Annotated in this window: 24 protein-coding genes and 2 pseudogenes; 10 read left to right on the top strand and 16 right to left on the bottom strand. The window is 59.6% G+C overall.

Going from position 1 to position 21,346, the window contains the following annotated elements; genetic code table 11:
- Positions 1 to 202: 202 nt before the first annotated feature.
- Positions 203 to 880 (top strand): Crp/Fnr family transcriptional regulator, encoded by a 678-nt coding sequence (locus ACM42_RS38355; protein ID WP_271533665.1) that lies wholly within the window; start codon positions 203 to 205, stop codon positions 878 to 880.
- Positions 881 to 1,066: 186 nt separating this feature from the next.
- Here ACM42_RS38355 and ACM42_RS38350 read toward each other — a convergent pair whose 3' ends face one another.
- Complete coding sequence (locus tag ACM42_RS38350) at positions 1,067 to 1,876, bottom strand: transglutaminase-like domain-containing protein (RefSeq protein ID WP_271533663.1); 810 nt, start codon at positions 1,874 to 1,876, stop codon at positions 1,067 to 1,069.
- A 140-nt stretch (positions 1,877 to 2,016) separates the two neighbouring features.
- Positions 2,017 to 2,151: pseudogene (locus ACM42_RS38790) on the bottom strand (transglutaminase family protein); the annotation flags it as partial.
- A 91-nt stretch (positions 2,152 to 2,242) separates the two neighbouring features.
- Here ACM42_RS38790 and ACM42_RS38345 point away from each other — a divergent pair.
- Positions 2,243 to 2,386 (top strand): annotated as a pseudogene (locus tag ACM42_RS38345) (transglutaminase family protein); the annotation flags it as partial.
- A 112-nt stretch (positions 2,387 to 2,498) separates the two neighbouring features.
- A complete protein-coding gene (locus ACM42_RS38340; RefSeq protein ID WP_271533661.1) occupies positions 2,499 to 2,804 on the top strand; it encodes a GlsB/YeaQ/YmgE family stress response membrane protein in 306 nt (101 codons plus the stop codon).
- A 125-nt stretch (positions 2,805 to 2,929) separates the two neighbouring features.
- On the opposite strand, the gene ACM42_RS38335 is transcribed toward ACM42_RS38340, so the two are convergent.
- Both ACM42_RS38335 and ACM42_RS38330 read right to left on the bottom strand, forming a co-directional pair.
- Entirely contained in the window at positions 2,930 to 3,967 is a 1,038-nt protein-coding gene (locus ACM42_RS38335) for a fatty acid desaturase (protein ID WP_271533659.1), read from the bottom strand.
- Positions 3,968 to 5,243: 1,276 nt separating this feature from the next.
- The gene (locus tag ACM42_RS38330) at positions 5,244 to 5,558 is read right to left on the bottom strand and encodes a hypothetical protein (RefSeq protein WP_271533657.1); all 315 of its coding nucleotides are present in this window, start codon (positions 5,556 to 5,558) and stop codon (positions 5,244 to 5,246) included.
- 316 nt (positions 5,559 to 5,874) lie between these two features.
- Between ACM42_RS38330 and ACM42_RS38325 the strand changes: the two genes are divergently transcribed.
- From ACM42_RS38325 to groL, 3 genes are all read left to right on the top strand, one after another.
- Positions 5,875 to 6,135 carry a DUF1488 domain-containing protein gene (locus ACM42_RS38325; RefSeq protein ID WP_271533655.1) on the top strand — a complete coding sequence of 87 codons (261 nt, stop codon included), beginning with the start codon at positions 5,875 to 5,877 and terminating at the stop codon, positions 6,133 to 6,135.
- Between the two features lie 96 nt (positions 6,136 to 6,231).
- The gene (locus ACM42_RS38320) at positions 6,232 to 6,549 is read left to right on the top strand and encodes a co-chaperone GroES (protein WP_271533653.1); all 318 of its coding nucleotides are present in this window, start codon (positions 6,232 to 6,234) and stop codon (positions 6,547 to 6,549) included.
- A 141-nt stretch (positions 6,550 to 6,690) separates the two neighbouring features.
- Entirely contained in the window at positions 6,691 to 8,331 is a 1,641-nt protein-coding gene (gene groL / locus ACM42_RS38315; protein WP_271533651.1) for a chaperonin GroEL, read from the top strand.
- A 253-nt stretch (positions 8,332 to 8,584) separates the two neighbouring features.
- Here groL and ACM42_RS38310 read toward each other — a convergent pair whose 3' ends face one another.
- The 5 genes from ACM42_RS38310 to ACM42_RS38290 form a co-directional block, all read right to left on the bottom strand.
- Positions 8,585 to 9,214: an exopolysaccharide biosynthesis protein gene (locus ACM42_RS38310; RefSeq protein WP_271533649.1), complete on the bottom strand. Its 630-nt coding sequence runs from the start codon at positions 9,212 to 9,214 to the stop codon at positions 8,585 to 8,587.
- Positions 9,215 to 9,494: 280 nt separating this feature from the next.
- A complete protein-coding gene (locus ACM42_RS38305; protein ID WP_080660040.1) occupies positions 9,495 to 9,659 on the bottom strand; it encodes a DUF3309 family protein in 165 nt (54 codons plus the stop codon).
- A 119-nt stretch (positions 9,660 to 9,778) separates the two neighbouring features.
- A complete protein-coding gene (locus ACM42_RS38300; RefSeq protein ID WP_028181502.1) occupies positions 9,779 to 9,925 on the bottom strand; it encodes a hypothetical protein in 147 nt (48 codons plus the stop codon).
- A 170-nt stretch (positions 9,926 to 10,095) separates the two neighbouring features.
- Positions 10,096 to 10,260, bottom strand: a complete 165-nt coding sequence (locus ACM42_RS38295) for a DUF3309 family protein (RefSeq protein ID WP_080584230.1) — start codon at positions 10,258 to 10,260, stop codon at positions 10,096 to 10,098.
- Between the two features lie 165 nt (positions 10,261 to 10,425).
- The gene (locus ACM42_RS38290) at positions 10,426 to 12,534 is read right to left on the bottom strand and encodes an ABC transporter ATP-binding protein/permease (protein ID WP_271533644.1); all 2,109 of its coding nucleotides are present in this window, start codon (positions 12,532 to 12,534) and stop codon (positions 10,426 to 10,428) included.
- Between the two features lie 39 nt (positions 12,535 to 12,573).
- Between ACM42_RS38290 and ACM42_RS38285 the strand changes: the two genes are divergently transcribed.
- Together ACM42_RS38285 and ACM42_RS38280 are read left to right on the top strand one after the other, a co-directional pair.
- Positions 12,574 to 13,629 carry an HWE histidine kinase domain-containing protein gene (locus ACM42_RS38285; protein WP_271533642.1) on the top strand — a complete coding sequence of 352 codons (1,056 nt, stop codon included), beginning with the start codon at positions 12,574 to 12,576 and terminating at the stop codon, positions 13,627 to 13,629.
- Positions 13,619 to 13,996 carry a response regulator gene (locus ACM42_RS38280; protein WP_271533640.1) on the top strand — a complete coding sequence of 126 codons (378 nt, stop codon included), beginning with the start codon at positions 13,619 to 13,621 and terminating at the stop codon, positions 13,994 to 13,996. The genes ACM42_RS38285 and ACM42_RS38280 overlap by 11 nt, the downstream gene beginning before the upstream one ends.
- A 75-nt stretch (positions 13,997 to 14,071) precedes the next feature.
- Here the strand turns inward: ACM42_RS38280 and ACM42_RS38785 are convergent, their stop codons facing one another.
- The 7 genes from ACM42_RS38785 to ACM42_RS38250 all read right to left on the bottom strand — a co-directional run bounded on the left by ACM42_RS38785 (position 14,072) and on the right by ACM42_RS38250 (position 18,606).
- Positions 14,072 to 14,311 carry an RlpA-like double-psi beta-barrel domain-containing protein gene (locus tag ACM42_RS38785; RefSeq protein WP_370143645.1) on the bottom strand — a complete coding sequence of 80 codons (240 nt, stop codon included), beginning with the start codon at positions 14,309 to 14,311 and terminating at the stop codon, positions 14,072 to 14,074.
- The gene (locus ACM42_RS38275) at positions 14,304 to 15,080 is read right to left on the bottom strand and encodes a sensor histidine kinase (RefSeq protein ID WP_271533638.1); all 777 of its coding nucleotides are present in this window, start codon (positions 15,078 to 15,080) and stop codon (positions 14,304 to 14,306) included. The genes ACM42_RS38785 and ACM42_RS38275 overlap by 8 nt, the downstream gene beginning before the upstream one ends.
- A 311-nt stretch (positions 15,081 to 15,391) precedes the next feature.
- A complete protein-coding gene (locus tag ACM42_RS38270) occupies positions 15,392 to 15,592 on the bottom strand; it encodes a CsbD family protein (RefSeq protein WP_028181499.1) in 201 nt (66 codons plus the stop codon).
- 724 nt (positions 15,593 to 16,316) lie between these two features.
- Entirely contained in the window at positions 16,317 to 16,568 is a 252-nt protein-coding gene (locus ACM42_RS38265) for a hypothetical protein (protein WP_271533635.1), read from the bottom strand.
- Between the two features lie 187 nt (positions 16,569 to 16,755).
- Complete coding sequence (locus tag ACM42_RS38260; RefSeq protein WP_271533633.1) at positions 16,756 to 17,172, bottom strand: BA14K family protein; 417 nt, start codon at positions 17,170 to 17,172, stop codon at positions 16,756 to 16,758.
- Positions 17,173 to 17,578: 406 nt separating this feature from the next.
- Positions 17,579 to 17,716 (bottom strand): hypothetical protein, encoded by a 138-nt coding sequence (locus ACM42_RS38255; RefSeq protein WP_271533632.1) that lies wholly within the window; start codon positions 17,714 to 17,716, stop codon positions 17,579 to 17,581.
- 26 nt (positions 17,717 to 17,742) lie between these two features.
- A complete protein-coding gene (locus ACM42_RS38250) occupies positions 17,743 to 18,606 on the bottom strand; it encodes a transglutaminase family protein (protein WP_271533630.1) in 864 nt (287 codons plus the stop codon).
- A gap of 631 nt (positions 18,607 to 19,237) precedes the next feature.
- On the opposite strand from ACM42_RS38250, the gene ACM42_RS38245 reads away from it, so the two are divergent.
- Together ACM42_RS38245 and ACM42_RS38240 are read left to right on the top strand one after the other, a co-directional pair.
- Positions 19,238 to 19,933, top strand: coding sequence for a VIT1/CCC1 transporter family protein (locus ACM42_RS38245; protein ID WP_271533628.1), 696 nt, complete (start codon positions 19,238 to 19,240; stop codon positions 19,931 to 19,933).
- Between the two features lie 283 nt (positions 19,934 to 20,216).
- Positions 20,217 to 21,296 (top strand): HoxN/HupN/NixA family nickel/cobalt transporter, encoded by a 1,080-nt coding sequence (locus ACM42_RS38240; protein WP_271533766.1) that lies wholly within the window; start codon positions 20,217 to 20,219, stop codon positions 21,294 to 21,296.
- The last annotated feature ends 50 nt before the right edge of the window (positions 21,297 to 21,346 follow it).

Raw genomic sequence — 21,346 nt, 5'->3', positions numbered from 1 at the left:
CGAAGGCCTACTGATGGGCGCACAGTGAACCGCGCCGCTTGGAAGGTGGCTCTTCCCGTAGAATTGCGAGCAATCAGGGAGTAAAGTCTGCCTAACGAGGTCGCCCCTGCAGGTTCTGGGCGGCAGAAGCAGCTGCTCGTCTCCGTTCGCTTGGCGACTGATCGAAAGCGAGTAAGTTTCGTCCAGTCAAAGGAGTCCATACGTGGCGAAATCGACCAAGGACGCGTTCGACCCCAAAAGATTTCTCGCCAAGATGGGCGCGGGCAAAGCAATTCTCACATTTCGCAAGAACCAGCATGTGTTTGAGCAAGGAGACGCTGCGGACTCGGTGTTTTACATTCAAAGCGGGAAGGTCAAGCTGACGGTCGTATCGGAGCAGGGCAAGGAGGCGGTCGTTGCGATTCTGGAGCCTGGCCAGTTCTTTGGCGAGGGATGCATGAATGGTCATACGTTACGTATCGCGACGACAACAGCGATGGAAGATTGCGTCATCACGTCGATAACCAAAGAAGCGATGATGGCGGCTATTCGCGACGAGCCGAAATTTTCACAGCTGTTCATGTCGTACCTTCTGACCAGGAACAGCCGGATTGAGGAGGACCTGATCGACCAGCTATTCAATTCGAGCGAACGGCGGCTTGCTCGTCTGCTGTTGCTCCTCGCGAATTTCGGCAAGGAAGGCAGCCCGCAGCCGATCAGCGCGAGTATCAGTCAGGAAACATTGGCTGAGATGATCGGAACCACGCGATCGCGGGTCAGCTATTTCATGAACAAGTTTCGAAGATTGGGACTCATCAGCTATAATGGCCATATCGAGGTCCACAACTCGCTCCTGAGTGCGGTGTTGCACGAGAAGCCTCTGCTCAGAGAGCGCGACTAGAAGGACCGCCCGAACAGACGGCCCCAGAGCGTGGGGGCGCTCCAAGGCCGTCATTTCCTCGGATGCTTTGGGGGGCGTTTGCATCCGGTCGCCCTTCACCAAGTTACGCCACCGACATTCGTTCCGGCACAGGCTCAAGTCGCTTCTGTGGGACTAAACCCGGGGCCCAGACTCACTGTATCCCGCTTAGGAAGGGATCTCGTCGGTCCACACTTTGAAGCTGACCAAGGTGTTGGGTCCAAATGTCTGGGAAATCGGGACGTCAGCGGCATCACGTCCTTGAGCAATCAGTATACGTCCAATCCGGGGGACGTTGTTGCGTGGATCGAACGTGTACCAGCGCCCGCCAATATAGGCTTCGAACCATCCCGCGAAATCTCCTGGGGCGTAGGGGGGAGGCATGCCAATGTCGCCCAGATAGCCGGTGCAGTATCTGGCTGGAATGTTCATGCAGCGACAGAACGTGATGGCCAGATGCGCGAAATCTCGGCACACGCCCTTACCCTCGTTGAAAACGTCCCGGGCGGTCTTGGTTGCGCGCGCGTGCTCATAGCCGAATTGAATGTGATTGTGAACGAAATCACAGATCGCCTGAACGCGTGCCCATCCAGGCGGCTCCTTCGCAAAGAGTTTCCACGCGACATCGGACAGCTGGTCGGTTTCGCAATAGCGGCTGCCAAGCAGATACACGATCGTCTCTGCCGGCAAGTCCTCGACCGCGTGTTGGGAAGCCGAGGGCACAACGACGTCCGGCAGGCCTGTGTCCCGAACGATCCCATCAGCCGCCAGACGCATTCGACCCGCTGGGGCAACGATACGGCTGCACCAGTTACCGAAGCCGTCGCGGTAGGGGACGATCGCAACCGAGGGGTCAGTGGTCAGATAATCGGGCACGATCACATCTGAAGCCCGGGTAAAATGAACACCCAGGACCATGATCATGGGTGTGGGCTGCGGAAAATCGTAGATCATCTCATAGCCGACCCGGATCTTCACTGGCGTTCCTCAAATCTACTAGATGGACTCGACCGCTTTGATTTTGAGTATGCTCACTCTGCACTCTGGTATGTTGCGCCGGCGCAAGCTCTAGCACTCTGGCGGTGCTTGAGGTTGATGCTATCTCATTTAGCAAATAACTACAAAAGAGCCGACGCTGTTTTGACGTTGACGTCCACGTTCATCCCGATCTCATCCTCGCCAGTCCCCCAATACGTGCCGAACAAAGGAATGGCCTGACTCGGAATTCTGGCCACCGCCACGCGGACCAGATCTACGCGAAGGGACCATCCATTTGCGTATCATGAGGAAGAGGCCTCCGATCTGGATGGTTCTCCGATCCCGAAGATCGTGTCGGTCGATGGCTTTACTACGGGCTTTATCTGCGTACCGGATCGCGATGGACCTGCCTGGCTGGGCGGGGGCGCCACCCATGCCTGGTGCCAAATTTACGTCCCCGGTTCCGGCTGGGTCGAGTTCGATCCGACCAATGGAATTGTCGGAAACCGAATGAGATACCGCGCGCCAAACCCGATATTCCAACAAGCTGATCAAATTTGCACAGACGCAGGGCGGACCACCCTGCAATACTACCTCCAAACCGGGTGCCTGAGGTGTCACGATGCATATGTCGAGCGAAGGGCTGCTGGTCATACTCTTTGTCGGTCTCGCTGCGGGCTGGTTGGCGGGTCAAATCGTCCAGGGAACCGGCTTTGGAATCATCGGTGACCTCATTGTCGGGATCTTGGGCGCCTTTGTCGGAAGCTGGTTGTTACCTAAGCTCGGCATCCATCTTGGTACCGGAATGATCAGTGCGATCGTCAATGCGACCATCGGAGCGATATTGCTGCTGCTCATCGTTCGGTTGCTTCGGGGTGGCAGCGGATGGGGAGGTCGATGGGGCGGCAATTGGGGTCGGCGATGGTGACGCATTCCCGCAGACCGGCTTGCGACGGGCCGCTGTGACATCGCTTCCGGCGCCGCGACTGTGGGCTCGCTCTGCGGCACACGCTGCATCATGGTAACCGCGGCGGCTTCCAAGATCCGTGCGGGTCAGGCGAATGGAGACCTTTTCAACTCCGGCTTCTGGCCGAGGCCCGCATCTCGGAATGAAATGAGCCGCCGCTCCTTTTCGTCCCACAAGGTCCTCGACACGCATTGCAAGCTCTCGAAGAGGGTGATTCTCCCCACGATGGCGAGCTCCGGATGATCCCGGAGCACGTCCGGCAACCGATAGCAGGGGATTCGACTGCATAGATGATGGACGTGATGGACGCCGATGTTCGCGGTGAACCAGCGCAAGACAGCCGGCAAGTGGTAATGCGAACTGCCATAGAGCGCAGCATCGTGAAAGCTCCAGGCCTCATCACGTGACCACGACGTGTTCTCGAACTGGTGTTGAACGTAGAACAACCACACACCGATCGACGCCGCCAGAATCATGATCGGCAGATGCACCAGCAGGAATGGGCCAAGGCCGACCAGCCAAATCATGCCGGCGACCAGAGCCGTGATGGCGAGGTTCGTACCCATTGTACTCAGCCACGGCCGCCAGCCGCCATGCATCATCCCGATCGGAAGCCGAAACCGCAGGACGAACAAGTACGTGGGGCCTACGCCAAACATCACAGCCGGATGCCGGTACAGGCGATAGAGGATCTGGCGCCATCGAGGCCGCGCGGCAAACTCGCTCACGGTCAATGTGTCGATGTCGCCGGAGCCCCTATGATCGAGATTGCCCGAACTCGCGTGATGGCGGGCATGGTTGCGCCGCCAGTAATCGTAAGGCGTCAGGGTAACAACGCCAAGGGATCGCCCGACCCAGTCGTTCGCGAGGCGAGCCCGAAAGAACGACCCATGGCCACAGTCGTGCTGGATCATGAAAAGACGAACGAGCAGGCCCGCCGCAGGCACCGCCAGCAGCAGACCGATCCAGTGGCCGTAGGCAACACCAGCCAGCATCAGAGCCCAGATGACAAAGAACGGTACTGCTGTGATCACCAGCTCAAAAATGGCGCGAGAATTGTCGGCTTGGCGATAGCGCGCCAGCAACTGTGCCAACGAGCGGGCTTCTGGTGCACTTTGAATCATGTCCAATTGCTCTTGGATTGGCTGGCAAAGTCGGGACATCGTCGCCGACCGGAATGATCACGACCTTCGGTGTTCGCACAACGCAACGCATGACACCCGGTACCGCGCCGACAGCGACGCAAGGTTTCGCAGGATCTATCGCGCTGAGACGTTCGAGACATCTCGAAGGGCTCGTTCTGCAAATCAATCTTAGTCCGCGCCTGGACGACTTGCTGAGCAATATTGCTCAGCCGCCAGCCAGGCACTGTGCAATCAATGCTTCTTAGCCGTGCGATTCCTCGGCGGTGACCAGTGACCGCCCCCATAGGCTCTGGCAGACGATTGGGGCGAGCCGGTAAGCGTGCTCTTGATCTGGTGGTGCAGCTCTTAGAGGATCAGCTTCTGCAGCCTGTCGGACACTTCGCGCTCTCTGGCATCAAAAACAGCTGACGACGGTCATTCTGCCGGCACTCCGATCTTGCGACTGAAATGCTCCATCATGTCAGAAGCGTTCTGAAGGATTGTCGCCTTTTGCATTGCCTCGAGGCGCCCGCGGCCTGGAGGCATCTTGCCGGCTCGATCCAGCGCGTCGGCCGCCTGGATCCCCAGCCTGTGGGCCAATGATGTTTCGACTCGCGTCATTGGCCCGAATGAGCCGCCGGCCAGAGATGGCGGCTCGAGTCCGCGCAGGGGAGCAACTACCACTGAACAAGCACTGCAGCAGCGATCACGATCGCGAAGAAGATCGGCAGCAGTACCGAAGGCCGCAGCCACTCGCGGAGTCCTAACTGGGAGATGTCTGACATATAGACCGCCTTTTGGTCGCGGCGGGAGCACAATGCTCTCAGTCACCGATAACAGCCGAGAAGCGCGCGGTGATGTTCAAGATATAATGCCCGTCCATGGAATAACGATGGTCCAGGCGAAACTATTTACTGTGACAGGGGGAGTGGGGTTGTCGTCTGCCAGCAACCTAGCCGCTTAAGAATTGGCGCCGCCGGATCGCCTTGGCGGTATTTCCGCTCGAGGCGGACACTTCTCTTGGGAGAATCATGGATGTAAATCTTACGCTTACCTTCCTGTCGTGTGGAGGAATTGTTCTTCTCTCATTCGTCGCGATCGGGGCGTTTTGGTTTGCCGAACGGTTGCGTCGGGACGAACGCTCCTTGCGTCGGCAGGTCGGGACAAATCCACGGCAGACACCCTGACGCATTCGATCCTTGCCATTCGGGATGGGTCCCAATGAAAAAGCCGCGGATTTCTCCGCGGCCATTTTTCTGGGGTATTTCGTCGTCTTTCAGTATCGGCCGTTCCCGATTCCAACGCTCACGCCGGGAGCGCTGAAGCCGATGCCGCCACGGTCCTCATAGCCGCGCCGTTCGATGTGACGCTGGCGGGGTGCATATCCGTAAGCATCGCGCCTGTCGCGGATGATGACGCGGCGTTCGTCACGCTGGCGCCAGCAGCGACCGTCTTCGTTGCAGACCATGCGAACGTTCTGAAGGTCGCTCTCCGGTCCAACTGTTGCGTTGGCGGAAAGCGGGGCGGCTGAAGCGGCGGCCGCAACAAGCGTGCTTGCCGTGGCAGCCAGAATGATTGTGAGAGCTTTCATAAGATTTCTCCAAAAGTAATTGTGTCAGTGAGCCAATGGGCTCGTGAGAGAATGGTTCCACTGGATAACTATTGCAGCGACGATCAACAGCCGAGAGATCGGCAGAAATACCGGACGTACGAGCCACCCATGAACACTGAATCTATTGCGCGGAGATATGGGGGAATATCGCGGCGCTCCACCGGATCGCGACGAATCGTCGTAACTTAATTTCCGTGGGCAGGTTGTAATCCGGTTCCAGAGTAGCCACTTACGGTTAAGCGCGGTCGGGTCGCTTTCAGCATCTCGTTCCGTTGCGAGAATTTGGGAATCAACCGTGATCGAGTTTCCCAATTATAGTCGTTCATATGACCGAACGCGGCATGCCGTGCGTTTTTGGGGATACGATAGCGCGTTAGAGGCATCGTTCTTCATAGAGGAAGACGCGCTGAGGCGACTTCAACCGGACGCTCACCCCAATGAATCGGGCTTCCTGAACGCATTCGATTCCAATCGTGATGCAATATGTGCCGCCGCTGCCAGGGTGTACGTCCGCGGCAGCAGGGGGTCTTACGATCTGGTCGCCGCTAACTTTTGAAACGAAGACCGACGTCTTAATGGACGCCGTTTACGGCACGTAGTTCATTTACGACTCCAATCCAGAAATAATCACAAAAGCCAAGGGGAGACTCGCATGAAATTCCGTCCGCTCCATGACCGTGTCGTGGTCAAGCGCATAGAGGCCGAAGACAAGACCGCTGGTGGCATCATCATTCCGGACACTGCCAGGGAGAAGCCCTCCCAGGGTGAAGTCATCGCCGTCGGCCGCGGCCGCCGCGACGAAGCCGGCAAGCCGATCCCGATCGACCTGCAAGTCGGCGACCGCGTGCTGTTCGGCAAGTGGTCGGGAACCGAGGTCACGATCGACGGCCAGGAGCTGTTGATCATGAAGGAGAGCGACGTCATGGGCGTTCTCACTGACCTGCCGATCGCCAAGAAGAAGGCGGCGTAAGCGCCAGACAGTTTTCCTTACCCTGAGGATTCGGCATAGCCGGGTTCTCGAAGGATGAGGCCGGCAATTCAAATCTCATCTCTCAAGAGCTCGCCAGTTGTGCGGCCTTTGGGATCTGGCCAGTTGAAAACGGAGATCGCTATGTCAGCCAAAGAAGTCAAATTCGGTGTCGATGCCCGCGATCGCATGTTGCGCGGCGTTGAAATTCTCAACAACGCGGTAAAGGTGACGCTCGGCCCGAAGGGCCGCAACGTCGTGCTCGAAAAGTCGTTTGGCGCTCCCCGCATCACCAAGGACGGCGTCACGGTCGCCAAGGAGATCGAGCTCGAGGACAAGTTCGAGAACATGGGCGCCCAGATGGTGCGCGAAGTTGCCTCCAAGTCGGCGGATGCGGCCGGCGACGGCACCACCACCGCGACCGTGCTCGCGGCTGCGATTGTCCGTGAAGGCGCTAAGGCGGTTGCCGCCGGCATGAACCCGATGGACCTAAAGCGCGGTATCGACCTCGCGGTGGACGCCGTGGTCGCCGATCTCGTCAAGAACTCCAAGAAGGTCACCTCGAACGAGGAGATTGCCCAGGTCGGCACCATCTCGGCCAATGGCGATGCGGAGATCGGCAAGTTCCTCTCCGACGCCATGAAGAAGGTCGGCAACGAGGGCGTCATCACCGTTGAAGAAGCCAAATCGCTCGAGACGGAACTCGAGGTCGTCGAGGGCATGCAGTTCGATCGCGGCTACATCTCGCCCTACTTCGTCACCAACGCCGACAAGATGCGTGTTGAAATGGACGACGCCTATATCCTGATCTACGAGAAGAAACTCTCCAGCCTGAACGAACTGCTTCCGCTCCTGGAAGCCATCGTACAGAGCGGCAAGCCGCTTGTTATCATCGCAGAAGACGTGGAAGGCGAGGCGCTCGCCACTCTCGTCGTCAACCGCCTGCGTGGCGGCCTGAAGGTCGCGGCCGTCAAGGCTCCGGGCTTCGGCGATCGCCGCAAGGCCATGCTGCAGGACATCGCGATCCTGACCGGCGGCCAGGCGATCTCGGAAGATCTCGGCATCAAGCTGGAGAACGTCACGCTCGCCATGCTCGGTCGCGCCAAGAAGGTGATGATCGACAAGGAGAACACCACGATCGTCAACGGTGCCGGCAAGAAGGCCGACATCGAGGCGCGCGTCAACCAGATCAAGGCGCAGATCGAGGAGACCACCTCGGACTACGACCGTGAGAAGCTTCAGGAGCGTCTCGCCAAGCTCGCAGGCGGCGTCGCGGTGATCCGCGTCGGCGGCGCGACCGAGGTCGAGGTGAAGGAGCGCAAGGATCGCGTTGATGACGCGATGCATGCGACCCGTGCGGCCGTCGAGGAAGGCATCTTGCCGGGCGGCGGCGTCGCCCTGCTGCGTGCTTCCGAGCATCTCAAGGGCCTGCGCACCAAGAACGACGACCAGAAGACCGGCGTCGAGATCGTGCGCAAGGCGCTGTCGGCTCCCGCCCGCCAGATCGCGATCAACGCCGGTGAAGACGGCTCGGTGATCGTCGGCAAGATCCTGGAGAAGGATCAGTATGGCTATGGCTTTGATTCCCAATCCGGCGAGTACGTCAACCTGGTCACAAGAGGCATCATCGATCCGACCAAGGTCGTTCGTGTGGCGATTCAGAATGCGGCTTCTGTTGCCGCACTGCTGATCACGACCGAAGCCATGGTGGCCGAATTGCCAAAGAAGAACGCCGTCGGTGGCGGCATGCCTCAAGGTGGCGGCATGGGTGGTATGGATTTTTAGATCCAGCTCGTTGGAGCTCAGTAATTACAGAAGGCCCGGTAGAGATACCGGGCCTTTCTTTTGCAGGATCAGCAAGAAGGCGACCGCCGGAATCGGGAGGATTCACATCGTACCATGTATCTCCGTGAGGACTGCGCCCTGTGAAACATCTTGGGCCCAGGCACTTCGTTGCTGCCGCGGGAGCTTGAGAATTGATACAAACCAATCAGGACGCACCCGGAAGGGCATCCTCCGGGTTGGCCACGATTGTGGTTCACCAGAGCCCGACGATCCATTTCGCGCCGAGGACGGTCTCCCAGACAACCACCAGCTCGACCGCCAGCACGACGCCGCCAATGAGCAGGGCTATCGAGAGCAGGAGCCCGTCCTCCTCGAGATAGGTCAGCGCGATCAGCGCGATGACGAGCGCGGGCACGACGTTGCTCAGTGGGACCGGCGTGAAGAGCAGGCTGATGTTCAGCAGCACGACGACGGCGCCGACGACACGGTTCGTCGCGTCGAGCGGAGTTGGCCAGCGCGGATGGATGAGTTTCTCCAGATACCGGAGCACGGGAACAGCTCGCTGCACCAGAGCGGCGAGGTGCCGGGTCGGCAACGGATGGACAGCGATGCGGCGTGGGAACACGGGCATGTTCTGACCGGCGATCATCTGGAACGCGGGAATCATAAGCAGCAGGCCGGCCACGATCGAGACACCCGGTGCGATAGCGACCACAGCAAGCAGCAGCATGATGAGGCCGAAGGAGCGTTTGTGGAGGCGGCCCATCAGCCAACCCAGAGTGAAATGATCGGTCGGTGCCTCGTCGTGCAGGCGCTGCAGCAGGACAGACGCGGGCGCAAACACCTCTTCATCGGCGGCTTGCGTCGGCTTCGACTGGCGCATCCGGATCTCCAGTGGCGGCTACCTCTTTCGAGCAGCCCTCATTTTGACCGGGCAGCAATACCAATGGCGGATGCCTTGCTCGCCTGATCATGGCCTGGCGACCGCTCAGAAAGATCGAATCAGATAAACGGCGCTCTTCCGCCGAGTTCCACCCGAGGTAACGGCGGACGGGAAAACCGTCGCCACGTGCCCCGGTTGGCGCTTGTTGGGACTCTGTACGCTCGTGACAGGATTTTCCTGGACAGCGCCGCGCGGTCGACGCAGCTGGCCCCTGACGGGATCAGAGCCGACCCAGCAGCAGCAATACGACGAGGATGACCAGGATGATCCCGATCACGCCCATGCCGCCGTGACCGAAGCCGTAGCCGTAGCCGCCAAAGCGGCCGCTGAAGCCTCCGAGCAGGAAGATGATGAGGATGATGACCAGGATCAGTCCGATCGACATTGTCCGACTCCTTTGACGGGACCTTGGGAAATTGTTGGTCTACTGGCAGTCCAAGTTGAGTGCGCGACTTTCAAGCTTCCGGCGATGATAGCCGGCGGCATCACCGAGAAAGAGTCCCGCTACTTCTTTTCGATTGAGATTCCACGGTCGCCGATGCTGATCTCGACGCCACTGGTCTTCTGTCGCTCCAGGTAGAATTGATAGCCTAGGATCATCGTGACGACAGCGAGCCCGCCGATGACGAGGTAGAGCATATTGCGCGACATTGTCCGAACTCTCGATTTGTGTGCTTCGCCTTGATGGCTGGTCTGGCCCATCCAGTTCAACGAACTCCACCGCACCACGAACAGGCTCGCCAGAAGCAATCTCAAGGCTAGACCTGTGGAATAGTGGCGTTACAGCCCGGCTCATCACCTATTTGCGGGCCGCCGGTTGGTCAGAGTTTTCCAAGCAGAAGTAAGATCAGCAGGATAACGATCACGAGGCCGAGACCGCCACCGCCGTAGTAACCAGTACCGTAAAACGGACCGCCACCGATCCCGCTGAAGCCGCCCAGCAGCGCAATCACCAAGATGATCAGAATGATGGTCCAAATTGACATTGCCCAATCTCCTTTTGCGGTTCGGATCGCGACGTCGCTGCCTCATGCATGACTCAGCGGCGGATTTCAAAGCGGGTTTCCAATCAGGAACTCATCTTGTAGCGGAGGTGGCGGAGACTTGTTGATGCAAATCAAAGATGTGGAGCAGGCTGAGACCGTCATCCATTATGATCCGATCCTCAGCAGCCAGTCGTCGAGCCGTTGCAGCCAGCGCCGCGGGGGAGGTGGCGCCGGGGGCGGCTTGAGCTTGAGGCGGTCACCGTCACGTCCATGAACAAGCTGAAGCGTTCGGGTGTGATAGACGGCCAGATCCGGGCGGTGACCGATACTCAACACGGTGGTCTGCTTCAGCTCATCATCGAACAGAGCCATGACGCGACGCTGGCTGTCTTCGTCAAGCGCGGCTGTTGCTTCGTCAAGAAAGACCCATCCCGGCTTGTGAAGGAGCAGGCGCGCAAAGGCGAGGCGCTCCTGTTCGCCGAGCGAAAGCTCCTTGTCCCAGCGCTGGGTCGTATCGAGCTTGGAAATGAGATCGCCGAGATCGCACCGCTCCAGGGCCTGTCGCACATCCGAATCGAGGAAGGCTTCGGGCGGGCTCGGGTAACTCAGGGCGTTGCGTAGCGTGCCCAACGGCAGATAGGGGCGCTGCGGCAGGAACGCCATGGAATCGGGTGGAGGCGTGAGGATTGTTCCGGAACCCCATGGCCATAAACCCGCCACGGCGCGGAAGAGTGTCGATTTTCCTCGTCCTGTGTCGCCGACAATCAGGACGCGCTCGCCAGGGGTGATGCTGGCCGTCGCGTCATCGATAACGATATGCCCGTCCGGCAAAAGGATGCGCACGGCTTCGAAAGCGAGATGTCCCTCCGGGTGCACCGCGCGTTTGATTTCCTCGGCGCCTTGTTCGACCGCAGGAAGATTGTCGAGCGCTTCGCGAAACGCCGCGACCCGATGAACCGCGGCGCGCCAGTCGGCGAGCCGCGAAAAATTATCGACGAACCATCGCAACGCCAATTGCACCTGGGTGAACGCGCCCGCCACCATGATCAGGCCGCCCAGCGTCAGATTGCCGCCGAAATAGGCCGGTGCGGCTACCAGTATCGGAACGACCAGCGACAGCCAGCCAATGCCCGATGTGATCCAGGTCAGGTGAGCAAGCGAGGAGGATATCCGTCGCATCGTGTCTACGACCGCCGCGAGCGCGGCCTCGAGATGCCGTCGTTCGTCGATCTCACCGCCATGGAGTGCGATGCTCTCGCCGGATTCGTTGACGCGAACGAGTGCGAAGCGGAATTCCGCCTCACGCGCATATCGCTCACCGTTCAAGGCAATCAGCGGTCGCCCAACGATCCAGGTCAGAGCGGACCCCGTCAAGGCATAAGCGAGCGCACACCAGACCATGTAGCCGGGAATGGCGATGTCGTAGCCCGCGACCTGGAACGTGACTTGCGCCGAGAGCGTCCAGAGCATGCCGACGAAAGCTATGAGCTGAAGCAAGGAATATACGACGCCGCAGCCAAGGTCGGCGGTGTAGTCGCCCAAAAGACGCGTATCCTCCTGGATGCGCTGATCCGGGTTGCGACCATACTCGCCAGCAAAGCCGAGCTGATAGACGCGCAACGGCTTGAGCCACTCGGCCAGGAGGTGAAGGGTGATCCATTCCCGCAGTCGAAACTTCAGGCGCTCCTGGAGATAGGTGTTTGCGACCGTGAGCGCCAACAAAATGGCGATGATCACAACGAACGTCTGGAGATCATGAACGAAGCCCGACAGGTCCTTGCGGCCGACGGCGTCGAAGAACCGGCCATTCCAATCATTGAGTTGGACTTGTCCCAACATATTGGCAATGGTGACGACAGTCGAAGCAATGAAGATCGCCATCACCCGTCGCCCGCCGTCAGCCTGCCGAAGCACGCGCGCGAACAAGCTCAGGTCCCGGGCAAGATTGAAGCCGTGTATCGGTGTAGCTTTGACGAGTGCGTCCGCGAGAGCGGGTCTGGCCACCACGCCCGGCATGATCGGTAGCAGAGGATGGGCGGCCTGCGGCAGCTTCTCAACTGCCTCCGCCGGAGAAGGAACGGAGGCCTGGGGAGCCGCGGGTGATACAACGTCCGCCTTCATACGCCCGCTTCGCCCCCCATTTCGTCCGTCGGTTCGCCGCAAGCAGATCCAGGTGAACTGGATTTTGACCGCCGCAATGATTTGCTCCGGCAGCAGCATCATCATGCTATCATGAAAATGCTCGGCTGAGGAAGAAGCCCGCAGCACCGTCATCTCAGCGCTGGCCGCAAGGCGCATCGATCGGTTGGGGACATGTCGGACATAACGGAAAAATCTGACCGGCAGAAGGGCGCCGAAGCCGCAGTCGACAGCTTCCGGAAGGACCTCGGCCCGTTTGTCGTCGCCGCTGAAACAACCCGGATGCCCATGCTGTTTACGGACGCGGCAAAACCCGACAACCCGATCATTTTTGCGAACGACAGTCTTGTCGCCCTTGCCGGCTACGACCGGGACGAAGTGCTAGGCAAAGGATTCAATTTCCTGATGGCTGACGGTTCGGATGCCGAGGCCCTGACACGAACCAAAGCCGAGTTCGAGGGTTCGTCCAGCGGCGGCACGGAGGTCCTCTGCCGCCGCAAGGACGGCAGCGAATTCTGGGCTGCGCTCTTCGTCAGTCCGGTACGCGATGGGGGCGGCGCCATCGTTCAGTATTTTGCATCCCTCATCGATCTCACCAAGCACAAGGAGGAGGAAGTCCGCTCCAGGATGCTGATCGACGAGCTGAACCATCGCGTCAAGAATACCCTTTCTACGGTGCAATCGATTGTCTGGCAGACATTGCGAGCAACCACCGATCCTAAGGAGATCCGACAATCCATCGAATCGCGATTGTTTGCGCTCTCCCGGTCGCACGACCTGCTGACCCGCGAAAGATGGGAAGGCGCCGGTCTGCTCGATATCGCGCACGATGCCCTGGAGCCGTTCGGAGTTTCGGGCGGCCGGGCGGATCGCATCGTGATCACGGGTGAAAACATCCGCTTTTCACCGAAATCAGCTTTGGCCCTCGGCATCGCGTTTAACGAGCTTGCGACCAATGCCGTGAAATACGGCGCCTTGTCCAACGCGGCCGGATCAATCCAGATCGCGTGGGCGGCAGAGAAGACACCGGCTGGAAAACGGCTCTTGCTGAGCTGGAAGGAGAGTGGCGGGCCCCCGGTCACGCCGCCGGCACACAAGGGATTTGGTTCGCGGGTGCTTGAGCGTGGCCTCGCCCATGAGCTGGAAGGCACGGTGCAGCTCGACTATCGGCCCGACGGTCTTATCTGCACGATAGACGTTCCCTTGGCAGGAGACGCTCGTGGTGGATAAGTTCCTTTACGGCCGGCGAGCCCTCGTGGTCGAGGACGAGATGCTGATTCTCATCATGATTGAAGACATGCTTGGGGACCTCGGCTGCAAGTCGGTGACATCTGCCGCGACGGTCGATAAGGCGCTCGCGCTGATCGAGGCGCAAGCTTTCGACGTCGCCTTGCTTGACGTGAATCTGGATGGCAACGATAGTCATCCTGTGGCGGACGCACTCTCCGCGCACGGTGTGCCGTTTGTCTATGCGACCGGCAACACCGGTCATAACTTGAGAGACGGTTACGCGGGCCGGCCGGTGCTGAAGAAGCCCTTCAAATTCGAAGATCTGGTGGCGATACTGACCCGCCTCAAGCTTGCGCCGACCGGTTGATGATATCGTCGATGATCGAGTTTCCGGAAATGATGGATTCTTGAGGTATACTTTCGTCAGATCTGTGAAGCCGATTTATGTTCGGTGATCAGTGATGAGGTCGATTATTCTTCCGCTGCCGAACGGGCCACGATCGGTGACCCGTACGATTGCCGACTGTCTGCTTTCCTGATTGTCGGCGCGGACGAGGGTCCCAAACGGGAGTGACCGATGCTCCGCGGTTCGATCGTCAACGCTTGTTTTTTGTCCGCTTGCGGTCTCTCCGCTCAGGGATGCGGTCCTCGTCCATAGGGGGTATCCTCGATGCTCAGCCACTGGAGAACAGCACGGTAAATTGCGCACCCTGACCGTCGGCGCCACGGCCGATCCGTAACTCACCGCCGATCTGGTCGGTAAAGGATCGAACAATTCTCATCCCCAGCCCTTTGCCGGCGCCGGGGTCGAAACCCTCGGGCAATGCCGGGCCCTCATTGGAAACCGACAGCGCGCAGCCATGTTTCGGATCCGTTGCCAACCTGACGGCTATCCTACCCTTGCCGTATTTGGCCGCGTTCGTGATCAACTCGTTGGCGATAAAGCCGAGCGGAATGGCGGTGACGGCAGGCAAATTGATCTCACAGCCTTCGACGCTAATTTTTCCTGCGGAGGCGTCCGACGACGACATCGCTGCAAACTCACGTCCAAAGTCCTCAAGGAATTTCTTGAATTCGATTGTTCTCACACCATCGTGGGAATTGAGGCGATGGTGGATTCGGGCGATCATGGAAACGCGACTAGCCGCCGCGGCCAATTGTGAGGCCGCTTCCGGACTCGTTGAATTGCGGCTCTGCAGCGTAAGAAGGCTGATCGTCATCTGGAGATCGTTCAGCAGGCGATGATCGGATTCCGCCTTCAGCAGTTCTTGTCGGTGGATCAGCTCGTCCCGTTGACGAAGCCGCGCCTCGGTTCTTGCAAGCGCCTTTCGCAATTGAACTGCAACAAGCCGGTAGTCCGTCAGCTCCGCACGGGGCAAATATCGACCCGAGCTCTGAGCAAGCACGCCCGGAGGAAGACCGGGATCGCCGGACGAACGTTCCTCATCCATGATACCAACTCCCAATGAGAGGGTTCTTCTCATTGCACTCAACTATTGGATGAGTTTAGAGCGGCGGGAAAACGCTAGATTGATGCAGGTCAATTTCCTCCGCATCTCGGCATTGTACTTAGCGTTCCATGTCAGCCGCGCTGTTGATAGCGGACCTGCAATCAATTCACCATTGCCCGCAACGAATGCCTCTTCCGGCTGACGCTCGTTACGGCAAGCCGAAAATGGCCCCCGCCAGCGAACCAGGGCGGATTGGTCTTGCGTGCATCGTTCGCCCCGGGGGCCAGGAGCCCCCGGCCTCGGTTAACACCCTACTTGAGGGAAGAAAACCAACTATCGATGTCCTTGCGAACCTGATCCTTTGCAAAGCCATATCGCTGCTGAAGCCGACCCTCGAGCTGGTCGCGTTTGCCGTTGATCGCGGTGAGATCGTCGTCGGTAAGTTTGCCCCATTGCTCCTTCACCTTGCCTCGGAGCTCCTTCCAGTTTCCTTCAATTTGATTCCAGTCCATGGTGTATCTCCAAAGGTGTATCTCCAAACTTCACATTGAATACGCTGCCGCGTCATCGCGTTCGCTGAACCGCAGCGCTGATCGTTTCTTTCGACGGACCGCCGCTTGAGAGCGGATTCAGCGGCGCGGGCCTGCGCCAGAGCCTGCCGCGCCAAACGGCGTCAAAGTTGCCTTAGTACGGGGCGTAGTATTGGCGGCGATACGGGTAGGGATCGCCGTAGTAACCTGGTGCGTAGCCCGGCGCGTAACCCGGACCGTAGTAGCGGGGGCCGTAGGCCCCATAGGCGGCGGCTCCGGCCGCGGCACCAAGAATTCCAAGACCAATTGCCGCCCCGGGAGCCGGCCGATAGACGCGACCGCGGTAATGGCGTCGATAGCGGACCTCCGTCACTCCGGACGAAGACGTCCCTTCTGTCAGAAGAGGTGCGCTCGGCGAGATCGGAGCTGCCCCCGAGGGGAGTACCGAGCCGAGCATCGCGGCGCCGAAGAGCGCGGCGCCAATCGCGCATATCCTGGTCTGCCTGTTCATCGCTGTATCCTCTCGAACTTGGAGTATCTCAAGCGGCAAGCGGCTTGCGTGTCGCTGGCCTGCTTGATGGTTGGCCCTTGTTGCAGCTACTGACGCAGAGCCAGAGTGCTCTGAAGGTCACGTGGCAGGTCTAAAGTCTCGTGCTTCCAGCGAGGCAATAGACCCGCCGCTGTACTCGCGCCGCGACTTGATCGATCACTTGGCGCAAGTCTTGTCGGCTTTCAAAGCCGCTTCTGCGGAAGCCTTTGTCGTGTGGGCGGCGCCGACAACCTTCATGTTGCTGCCGGTCGCAGGCTGGCTCTCGACGATCTGGCATTTCATGGTCGCGCTATCCTGAGCCAGGTAAAAAGATGAAGGCGATTGCCCAACGGTCTTGCCCGTCTCAGCCGCGAATAACGGCGAAGCGAGCGCAAGGACTGCGGCCGCCGCCAATAGGGTGCTTTTCATGGAATCCACCAATTCTTGTTCGTCCGGAACTGGACAATGAACGAATAGAAACGGCGGGCAGGCGTTCCAGTTATGGCGGATTTGTTTTTTGCGCGTCAGTTGATGTGGATCAATGACAATTGCGAATGCCTCTCGGCAGCCTGAATGATCACTTATATCAAACTGCCGAGACTTTAGGTCGCCCTCCTCACGGGCAGGGATGCCTTAGGCCGTCGTAGCCGAGATAGGTGCCGGAATACGGGTCATAGGACCTGAAGCGTCGCGCGCAATAGCCGACCGCGTCGCCACCAACATAGGGGGGCGGAGCGACATAGGCCGGCCCGTAGTAGCCGGGAGCGTAGCCGTAATAGCCGTAAGGCTGCGTTGCGCCAATAATTGCCCCGCCGATCAGCGCGCCAGCGATGCCTGCACCAATTCCAATGCCCGCATCGCCACGATAACCACCGCGCCAGCCGCGGCGATATTGCACGGTCTCCACCGACGGCGCCACCGCGTCTCGCAGCATCAGCGCGGAGCTTACCGGCGCCGCTGTGACTGGCGCGACGAACCACGGTGTGGCGGCGACGATGAGCGCAAGAAGCACAGTCTTGGACGTCTTGTTCATGACAGCATCTCCAGTTGCATTTTGGCAAAGCGGCTGCCTTCAGCGCAGCCGGCCATCTTCGGGAAGGGACGCGTCATAATGATCCAGGAAAGCTTACGTATATTGATCCAGCGCAACGTGAGCGCGCATCGATTGGACAGACTTAGTTTGATCGTCGGAGGCGTCCGCGACGCAGCGCCCTGCGCATGAACGAGCGCTGATTTATTCCTTTCATCCGCAGTGGCGCATGCGTGTCGCTGCCACGACAGAACAAGGGGGCTTCCATGCTTTCACTCATAATCGGGATCTTGATCATTTGCGTCGTCGGGGCAATTTGCTTCTGGGTCATCGACAAGTTTGTCAATGAATCCCGTTTGGCGGGTCTTCTCAAATTGTTGGTGGGGCTGGTCTGCCTGGCCGCGATCCTTCAACGGCTGTTGCCGCTGGCGGGGATCAATTGGCTATAGCCGGCCCGCAACTCGTCACCGATCTGCTGCGTGGGGATGCGGCACTCACGCAGCAGATCGAACCGGCGCGCGAGGCGCGTCAAAAAAGCGAAGCTCAACGGCGATCGCCAAAGATCCCGTCGACCTATGACGTGACAAGCACTTCTACGGACATCCCGGCGAAGGCGCCGGTGCTTCCGACGAAGTTGCCGGACACTGGGGTCGTCTGCCGGATATCGCGCGCGACCGCGACCGGGATCAGATTGAAGCCGCCGAGGCTGCGATTGGTTGGGTCGAATGTGATCCAGCCGGCTCCCGGTACGAACACCTCCGCCCACGCATGGGTTGAACCCGCTCCGCTCGATCCGACGCTCTGTTGTTCCGGATTGTGAAGGTAGCCGGAGACGATTCTGGCTCCGAACCCGAGCATGCGTGCTGCTTCGGTGAAGAGCACCGCGAAATCCCGGCATGACCCCCAGCCGCGATTCAGGGTTTCTACCGGCGTTTGGGTGCCCTCGTCCTCACGGCTCTGATATCGGACAGCCTCGGAAACGCCGACGCTGAGGTCCTTTAGCAGTGACAGCGTGTCCGTCCGACTTCCTCGAACGAACATTCTTGCCCAATTTTGCAGCACCCCAGCCGTGTCCGAGAACTGGGGGAGAGCAAGGGCGCCGAGATCAGTCCAATCGTCATCGGAATAGCGGAATGGGTAAGACATGGCCGGGACCGCGATATCGAACACCGGCCATGCAACCGCGTCGAGCTGAAGCTCCGCGACGCTGGCGATCACCAGGTTGGAGGCGGTCATCTGAAACGTGGCAGTTGCGATTGCATTGCCAAACACATCGTGCGCCCAGGTCAGGGCCGCAGGGGGCGTCACCGTGATGTTGAACGAAATCAAACGAAGCTCGCGGCTTTCGCGCGGACGAAGCATCAAGCGGTGCGGCAACAGGCACACGTGTTCGTTGAATCGATAGGTCGTCGTGTGAAGAACCTTCAGCGTAGACAACGAAAGCTCCGATCGGGCGGCCTCTGGCCAGGCCCCTATCCCTTCGGGAAGTGTGGCCGAGTTGACGAGCCCATGCAAATGTCGATCCAGATGGGCCGTGGTCCGGGCCGGCGACAAGGAACATGCGCGACTCAATGTTATTCGCGACATGCTGTGGCGGCTGAATTAACCGGGAGAGCACCGCCGCCTCCACAGGCCGGATCCGGCGGTCGTCTTTCCTTACGATAAATCCTGTTATGAGCGCGGCCTGATCGAGGCTTAGGCGGACTGCTGCCATCGGGGAATTGCAGGTCTCAGCGGTTGCGCACGGCTCTCAGCGGCTTCTGCTGTTCGTGCGTTCGTCTGGAAGACCAGTTGTCAGAAAATATGCCGCACTAGGACGGGTGACCTCCGAGCGCCTGGCTCGCTCAGAACCGCCGTTATGCAGTCCCTTGTTGATCTAGATCATTACGGGAGGCTCGCAGTTCCGGAGATTAAGATCAAGGGATCGATCGTGATGCAACTGAGCGGTGATCGTGATCGAGAATCACGAAGTGTGTGAAAGAAGTATCACGTCGGCTGTTTACCGCTAGCAAGCTCTTCAACCGGCCTCCGCAGGGCAGGCAAGGGCGGTCGAGAGAGTATTGGACAGATGACCCGCCTTCACAAAGAGACCCACCTCGTTGCGCGCATCGGCTGGTTGAGAGCGGCCGTGCTCGGCGCGAATGACGGAATCATATCAACCGCGAGTCTTATCCTGGGAGTGGCGTCGGCTGCCGTCTCCCGAAGCGATGTTCTCTTGACCGGGATCGCCGGGTTGGTTGCCGGCGCCATGTCCATGGCGGCTGGCGAATATGTCTCAGTCAGTTCGCAGTCCGATACGGAGCATGCCGACCTCGCGCGCGAGAAGCGGGAACTGGCGGGCGATCCGGTATCTGAGAGGGAAGAACTCGCCCAGATCTATGTCGCGCGGGGCGTCGAGGCCGGTCTCGCCCGCGAGGTTTCGAAGCAATTGATGGCAAAGGACGCGTTGAGCGCGCACGCCCGGGACGAACTTGGCATTTCGGAAATCAGCACTGCGCGTCCGGTGCAGGCGGCGTTGGCATCGGCTGCGACCTTCTCCGTCGGAGCGGCGGCGCCGCTTGCGCTTGTCCTGGTCTCGCCATCCAATATCTTGATTCCGGTCGTCTCCGCAGGTTCGCTGCTCTTCCTGTCGCTGCTCGGCGCGATCGGTGCCAGGGCGGGAGGCGCCGGCTTGTTGAAGCCAACCATGCGAGTGACATTCTGGGGAGCTTGTGCGATGGGATTGACGGCTGGAATTGGCGCAGTTGTTGGCAAGGTTGTGTGAGCGTCGATAGCACTTGCGAGGCCACCTCATGCCATGATGTGAGCATTTCGCGACTAAGCATCAAACTATGTTTGCGCTTTTGGTTAGTTGGTTTCCAGGGCTGCGCATCGTGAGCTCAGAGCTTCAAAAGTGCCAGCAAGGCCAATTCTTCTCGTAAGACAAAAACTTGGGTCTAGGAACCAGGCGCCTCGGAGCAGCGATTGCCGTCTGGCCCAAATGTTGCCCCTTGGTATGACAAGGTTGACGCAAAGATCATACGAGAGGAGCTCCGGTCTTGGCTAAAGTGCATCGCGCGAGGGAAGGCTCTCGACGCGCGCTAGCTGCCAATCCCATTTTGCTGTTCGGCGGGCTTGTGACAGCCAACATCGCCGCATGGACTTGGGCTTTCGCGCTGTTCGGCGACCGGCCGACGGTGATGGCGACCGCGTTGCTTGCCTGGGTGTTCGGATTGCGCCATGCAGTTGATGCCGACCACATCGCAGCGATCGACAACGTCGTACGAAAGCTCATGCAGGCGGGACAGGCGCCCCGGTCCGCGGGCCTGTACTTCGCACTGGGCCATGCCAGCGTCGTCGTAGTTGCGACGATGTTGCTTGCGCTCGGCATGGTGAGCCTTGGCGGCGACAGTCTGCTCAAGGAAGTTGGCGGCCTGATCGGAACCTCGGTGTCGGCGCTGTTCTTGCTGGCGGTCGCAGTCATCAATCTGGCGCTCTTCGCCGGCCTGTGGCGAACCCTGCGCGAGGTGCGCGAGCAGGGTATCCATGACGCCGCACGTCTCGATGCGCAGCTCGCGGCCCGCGGATTTCTAGCGCGATGTCTCGGTCCGATGTTCCGCCTGGTGACGAGATCCTGGCACATGTACCCGCTCGGCCTGCTGTTCGGGCTCGGCTTCGACACGGCGACCGAGATCGGCTTGCTCGGCATCGCCGCCACAGAAGCTGCGCGCAGCGTGTCTCTCGTGCATGTGCTGGTCTTTCCTGTGCTGTTTGCCGCCGGCATGGCGCTGGTCGACACCGCCGACTCGGCGCTGATGGTCAGCGCCTATCGCTGGGCTTACGTCGATCCCCTGCGAAAGCTCTGGTACAACCTGACGATCACCGGCGCCTCCGTGGCGGTCGCGCTGTTCATCGGCGGCATCGAGGCGCTCGGGTTGGTCGGCGACCGCTTCGGCCTTTCCGGCGGCGCCTGGGCGCTGGTCGACGGCCTCAATGAGTCGCTTGCGAACGTCGGTTTCGCCGTTGTCGCCCTGTTCGCGATCACTTGGCTCGTCTCGGTCGTGACCTATCGCCGCATGTTTGCCGATGACGCGCGCGGTGCGGCGCCAGAAGTGCTGGAATGCGTCGATGCGACGGAGGCGGCCTGAGTTTGGCCGGCGCCAACGTCTCGCATACGCTGAACGGTCCATTGGCGAGC

This window comes from Bradyrhizobium sp. CCBAU 25338, from assembly GCF_028128965.1.
In the GTDB taxonomy this organism is placed as follows: Bacteria; Pseudomonadota; Alphaproteobacteria; order Rhizobiales; family Xanthobacteraceae; genus Bradyrhizobium; species Bradyrhizobium liaoningense.
This window is presented reverse-complemented; position numbering and strand designations above follow the sequence as displayed.

Excerpts from the sequence above, each read along its gene's own strand:
- ACM42_RS38320 (WP_271533653.1), top strand. The coding sequence starts at position 6,232 with ATGAAATTCCGTCCGCTCCATGACCGTGTCGTGGTCAAGCGCATAGAG.
- ACM42_RS38260 (WP_271533633.1), bottom strand. The coding sequence starts at position 17,172 with ATGAACAAGACGTCCAAGACTGTGCTTCTTGCGCTCATCGTCGCCGCC.
- ACM42_RS38245 (WP_271533628.1), top strand. The coding sequence starts at position 19,238 with ATGACCCGCCTTCACAAAGAGACCCACCTCGTTGCGCGCATCGGCTGG.
- ACM42_RS38340 (WP_271533661.1), top strand. The coding sequence starts at position 2,499 with ATGCATATGTCGAGCGAAGGGCTGCTGGTCATACTCTTTGTCGGTCTC.
- ACM42_RS38300 (WP_028181502.1), bottom strand. The coding sequence starts at position 9,925 with ATGTCGCGCAATATGCTCTACCTCGTCATCGGCGGGCTCGCTGTCGTC.
- ACM42_RS38335 (WP_271533659.1), bottom strand. The coding sequence starts at position 3,967 with ATGATTCAAAGTGCACCAGAAGCCCGCTCGTTGGCACAGTTGCTGGCG.
- ACM42_RS38275 (WP_271533638.1), bottom strand. The coding sequence starts at position 15,080 with ATGGATGAGGAACGTTCGTCCGGCGATCCCGGTCTTCCTCCGGGCGTG.
- ACM42_RS38310 (WP_271533649.1), bottom strand. The coding sequence starts at position 9,214 with ATGCGCCAGTCGAAGCCGACGCAAGCCGCCGATGAAGAGGTGTTTGCG.
- ACM42_RS38265 (WP_271533635.1), bottom strand. The coding sequence starts at position 16,568 with ATGAAAAGCACCCTATTGGCGGCGGCCGCAGTCCTTGCGCTCGCTTCG.
- ACM42_RS38305 (WP_080660040.1), bottom strand. The coding sequence starts at position 9,659 with ATGTCGATCGGACTGATCCTGGTCATCATCCTCATCATCTTCCTGCTC.
- ACM42_RS38290 (WP_271533644.1), bottom strand. The coding sequence starts at position 12,534 with ATGACGGTGCTGCGGGCTTCTTCCTCAGCCGAGCATTTTCATGATAGC.
- ACM42_RS38295 (WP_080584230.1), bottom strand. The coding sequence starts at position 10,260 with ATGTCAATTTGGACCATCATTCTGATCATCTTGGTGATTGCGCTGCTG.
- ACM42_RS38270 (WP_028181499.1), bottom strand. The coding sequence starts at position 15,592 with ATGGACTGGAATCAAATTGAAGGAAACTGGAAGGAGCTCCGAGGCAAG.
- ACM42_RS38285 (WP_271533642.1), top strand. The coding sequence starts at position 12,574 with ATGTCGGACATAACGGAAAAATCTGACCGGCAGAAGGGCGCCGAAGCC.
- groL (WP_271533651.1), top strand. The coding sequence starts at position 6,691 with ATGTCAGCCAAAGAAGTCAAATTCGGTGTCGATGCCCGCGATCGCATG.
- ACM42_RS38330 (WP_271533657.1), bottom strand. The coding sequence starts at position 5,558 with ATGAAAGCTCTCACAATCATTCTGGCTGCCACGGCAAGCACGCTTGTT.